A 4,741-nucleotide genomic window follows, 5' to 3' on the forward strand; every position below is an offset into this window, starting at 1 on the left:
TGGGCAGAGTGAGCACATTTCTTATGCAAATCTGAGTTAGGATAGAGGAGACTTCGACAAGGAGCAGGAGAAGGCACATGGCAGGAGACGCATACGAGGGTCTCGGCGCGCGACTGTGGCGGCTGAAACCAGTTTGGGCGGTATACGCCGTCTTGATTGGCTTGGTTATTCTTGGCTATGTGCTCCCAAAAGGGGGCATGCCATATGCGTGGTGGTACATCTTTTTCTTGATTCCTTTTAGCACGTTGTATAGTGTGCCTTTTGGCTTGGGTACAGGAATCGCAGCTCAGACATTGGTGTGGTATACCGCTGATTATGGACATCGTTTAGTGGGATTTTGTACTGCGATTGTTGCAGTTGCGATGGCAGCATGTTGGGGTCCAAGCATTATTAAAAATTTTGACCCTATGTATCTTGCTGCCTTGATATGGCCCGTATTGTCATCGGCGCTTGCCATGCTGCTCAGCATGCATTTTGTGCGCGAACGCGAATACGAAGAGGCAGTGATGTATGATGACTATGGCGAGGAAGAAGATGAAGAGTAGATATTTGCGCTGGTAGGTATAGGCATCGCTACGTTGAGGTTCTGCTTAATTTCTTTTTCTATCTGAACGATTTGGAAGGCCCGCATCGCTTGCATAGTTTGACTCGTCGTCGCAGCTGCGGCGTGGGGGATATGTAAAAACTTTTATTGTGGGAGGCATGTATGGCAGTCAATCGCTTTGTTCTCAATACCGTCTCGTATCACGGTGCAGGTGCTATTAAGGAAATTCCTGGTGAGCTGACTCGTCGTGGTTACAAGAAGGTCTTCGTTTGTTCCGATGCCGACTTGGTGAAGTTTGGCGTGACTACCAAGGTGACAGACCTGCTCGATGAGGCGGGTATTGCTTGGAGCCTGTACTCCGATATCAAGCCTAACCCTACCATCAAAAACGTGCAGGATGGTGTTGCAGCGTTTAAGGCGGCAGAGGCCGACAGTATCGTGACCATTGGCGGAGGCTCTTCGATGGATACGGCTAAGGCCATTGGTATCATCGTTGAAAATCCTGAGTTTGCCGATGTTGTTTCGTTGGAGGGCTTATCTCCTACCAACAAACATGCCGTCTTTACCATTGCAGTGCCCACTACTGCAGGCACTGCAGCTGAGGTCACTATTAACTATGTCATCACTGACCCCGATAAGGTGCGCAAGTTTGTCTGCGTTGACACCAATGACATTCCCGAGGTTGCCGTTGTTGACCCTGAGATGATGGCTTCTATGCCTGTCGGCTTGACTGCTGCTACGGGTATGGATGCGCTGACCCATGCTATTGAGGGTTACACTACCCGCGGTGCTTGGGAGCTCTCTGACATGTTCCACTACAAAGCAATTCAGCTGATTTCTGCCAATCTTCGCGATGCCGTTGCCGAGGCAAAGAGCGGCAAGCCTGCAAGTGGTCGTGAGGGCATGGCACTGGCTCAGTATATTGCTGGGATGGGCTTTTCCAACGTTGGCCTTGGCATCGACCATGCTATGGCACATACCCTGTCTGCTCACTACGACACGCCGCATGGTGTTGCTTGCGCAATGTTGCTGCCAATTGCTATGGAGTTCAACAAGGGGGTTGTAACCAAGCGCTTAGCTGAGGTTGCTGTTGCTATGGGTGTTGATACGACAGGCATGAGTGATGAGGTGGCAGCCGACGCTGCTATTGCTGCAGTTAAACAGCTTTCTGCAGATGTACACATCGCTCCTACCTGCCAAGGTCTGGTTGAGGAGGATCTCGATCAGCTGGCAGACGATGCCCTGAAGGATGCTTGCTATCCTGGCAATCCTCGTGAGGCAACGCATGAGCAGGTAGTTGAACTCTTCCGTAAGATAATGGCGTAACAGTAACAAAGGCGTCTAAGAGGTCTGTTTGTAGCGCTTAGTTTTCTTCAGGTGGCATATGGGAAATCCCATGTTTAACGGTTTCCTATATGCCGCTTTTTAGTGGCTCTCTTTAGTGTTCCTTTTGTTGAAAAAATACTCTCCGGCACAGTCTTCCGTTTGACAGAATTTCTCTCGATTATTTTCTCGGGGAATAGCTAATCTCTAAAAAGTTAAAATTTTTAGCCCAGTGGAGGCAAATTTATTCGTATTCCTACCAAAAATGCTTCCACATTGATAAAATATCCAATTAAAAGAGAAAACCTATTTAAAAGGCACGTCGGTGACGTTATGGATAAGACACAAGCCACAAAAGATTGGTCTCAGATAGGCAAAAGGCTCTTTTGGATATGGATAGCTGCGGGCCTTATCTGGACTACTCTCAGCATTCCTCTGCATACGCCATATACAACGCTGTGCATGGTAGCTTCGCTCATAGATGCGCTTTTTGCTGCGGCTCAGATATATGTTGAAAGTCATATGGGACGCAAGTGGGCTCTTGTGATTTGGGCGGTGATAATGATACTGTCTTTAGCCCTTGCCATCTATTTTTGTTTGGCGTAAAAGTCCCGTATCTGTAAGCACTGCAAGTCTCGAGATAGTTAGGCACTCATTGCCTCTCCCTGATTGTATCTAAGTGGGGAGAGGCAACACGTTATCCTGCAAAGGTAATACGTTATCCAGCGACGACGGCACCCAAGATAGATGACACAAGTGAAATAATAATGGCGCCTATAAAAGCTGATCCAAAGCCAGAAATAGTAATTCCTGTACCAGAGACTTCACGAGCGAGATAGCCTGCGAGCTGTAGCATCAATGCATTGATGACTAAGCTAAAAAGTCCCAGCGTTAAAAATGTAATAGGGAAAGACAAGAACTGCATTGCGGGCTTAACGAGGGCGTTGACCAACGCTAGCGCCAGTGCTGTCATCATAGCTGCACCCCAGTTACCGCCTACAGGGTTGATGCCTGGCACCAAATAAATTGCAGCCATTGTTGCGATGGTTGTGACAAGCCAAGTACCAATAAAACTCATGATGCTACCTTCAAACTTGTGCTACGTCTGCAGGCATAGCACATCGGGGTAGTTGTTGCTACTACCCCAAACTGTTATGAGGATAGTATTCCCCATTTTACGCACCAAACATACCGACAATGCGATACTTTAGGATACTAAAGCCAATCACTACTCTTCGGAGGCGATACCGATGGTCGGACGTCGTGAGCAAGATATCCAGTTGTGGCAAAATCAGCTTTATTCTGCGTTTTGTCAGCTGAGTTCGCCCCAGGAAGTGGGAGCATTTCTTTCGGATCTTTTGAGTCCACGCGAGATAGAAGAGTTTGCGCGTAGACTCGAGGTGGCGCGTATGCTACATGCAGGTTCGTCATACATCGAAGTATCGCAGACAACTGGCGCAAGTTCTACCACCGTGAGCCGGGTATCAAAATGTCTTAATGGCGTGGCAGGTGGATATCGTTTAGTACTTGAACGGCTTGACGAAGCAAAGCAGTAGTTTTGTTGTCCTGCAGGCACGCTACCATACATATGAGCAAATTTTTCACATCCAGTTTGGCTCATGCAGCCAGGATGATATGTGCAGTATTGGTTTTGGAGGCAACATGGCGTTATGCATCGTTTCGACGGAAGAGCGGCAGCTGGTTAGTAGCGCAACTCTTGATATCTTGCGTCAGGGACTTGAGCATACGGGCAGAGTAGTACTGTTGTGTCCTAGCTTTAACCAGGCACTCCAGGCACAAAAAAGCCTTTCTAAGCAGGGTATTTGCTTGGGTGTTGACTGTACAACAGCCTCAGCTTGGGTAGAGGAGCGCTGGGAAGTTTGGGGTGATGGACGTCACCTTATTGATTCTATGAAACGCAGGTTTTTTGCGCGTCGTGTGCTCCAGCATCATAGCGAGGGTGAACCCTTGGCAGGTATGGTGGATTTACTTGCCGACTTTGCAGCAGCAAATATCGCATGGCTCCAACCAGACAAGACAACATCCCAGCTCACCCAAGCAGAAAAGGACTTCGTTGGGCTGGTAAAGGAGTATCGCGAGCTTATTCATAAGGCCAAGCTCATTGAAGAAACTGAGGCTATGGTAGCGCTTCCTACCTTGCTGGCGCAGCATGAGGTGGCCATGCCTGTGTTTGTTGTAACAGGAATGATGAGCATGACGCGTGCTCTGCGGAAGCTGCTCTGCGATCTGGCAGAGTTATCATCTGTGAATTGCATCATGTACGAAAGTAAAAGTCCTGCTTGTGATGTATCACGCCAATTGATAGCACAGCTGCAACAAGAAGCACAGGCAGGCAATACGCCTTTACGCCTCATTACGGTAGATACTCCAGAGAGTATTCATCCTCTTGGAAAAGAGCGTCCTGTTGAGCTTGATGTCCTTTTGCGCTCTCTATTTGTTGCAGAAACAGAGCGGTTGCAGCCGACAGGTGCAGTGGAATTGTTGCTTTGTGCAGGACCTCTGGCTGAGTCAGAGGCTCTGGCCCGTCATATCAAAAAGCTTGCGCAGGCAGGTTGCAAGGATATCGTTGTATGTACTTCGGATGTCAGCCGCGCAAGTCGGGAGCTTTCACAAAAGCTACTGGCACGTGGTTTTACCCTGCGCACTGAGCAAAAAATCGCATTTGCAGATATGCCAGCAGGTCAGGCTTTCCTCGCATACTTTGCAAGCATTTTGCACTTAAACGCTCTAGCACAAAACTGGCCTGCGCCTGAAAAAACAGCGGAGGGCACCCAAGTTACGTTGGGAAATATGGATTGGTGGCCGCCGCGTGGACTATCTGATTTTTTGATGTCAGGGCTTTCGCAGGTACCT

The 4,741-nt window shown here is 48.6% G+C and carries 6 protein-coding genes; 5 read left to right on the forward strand and 1 reads right to left on the reverse strand.

From position 1 onward, the window contains the following. Positions 1-77: 77 nt before the first annotated feature. The 3 genes from Q0X25_RS07110 (at position 78) to Q0X25_RS07120 (ending at position 2,473) form a co-directional block, all read left to right on the forward strand. Positions 78-545: a hypothetical protein gene (locus Q0X25_RS07110; protein ID WP_298580523.1), complete on the forward strand. Its 468-nt coding sequence runs from the start codon at positions 78-80 to the stop codon at positions 543-545. Between the two features lie 161 nt (positions 546-706). Next, positions 707-1,870 carry a lactaldehyde reductase gene (gene fucO, locus Q0X25_RS07115; protein WP_298580526.1) on the forward strand — a complete coding sequence of 388 codons (1,164 nt, stop codon included), beginning with the start codon at positions 707-709 and terminating at the stop codon, positions 1,868-1,870. 330 nt (positions 1,871-2,200) lie between these two features. Beyond that, on the forward strand, positions 2,201-2,473 hold the full coding sequence (locus tag Q0X25_RS07120) for a hypothetical protein (protein WP_298580529.1): 273 nt from the start codon (positions 2,201-2,203) through the stop codon (positions 2,471-2,473). 112 nt (positions 2,474-2,585) lie between these two features. Here the strand turns inward: Q0X25_RS07120 and Q0X25_RS07125 are convergent, their stop codons facing one another. Then, positions 2,586-2,945, reverse strand: coding sequence for a phage holin family protein (locus tag Q0X25_RS07125; protein ID WP_298580531.1), 360 nt, complete (start codon positions 2,943-2,945; stop codon positions 2,586-2,588). Positions 2,946-3,117: 172 nt separating this feature from the next. On the opposite strand from Q0X25_RS07125, the gene Q0X25_RS07130 reads away from it, so the two are divergent. Together Q0X25_RS07130 and Q0X25_RS07135 are read left to right on the forward strand one after the other, a co-directional pair. Further along, entirely contained in the window at positions 3,118-3,423 is a 306-nt protein-coding gene (locus Q0X25_RS07130; protein WP_298580534.1) for a YerC/YecD family TrpR-related protein, read from the forward strand. A gap of 106 nt (positions 3,424-3,529) precedes the next feature. Continuing rightward, positions 3,530-4,741: hypothetical protein (locus Q0X25_RS07135; RefSeq protein WP_298580536.1), on the forward strand; the 1,212-nt coding region annotated here is incomplete at its 3' end.

This window comes from uncultured Olegusella sp. (genome assembly GCF_947253395.1).
Taxonomy (GTDB): domain Bacteria; phylum Actinomycetota; class Coriobacteriia; order Coriobacteriales; family Atopobiaceae; genus Olegusella.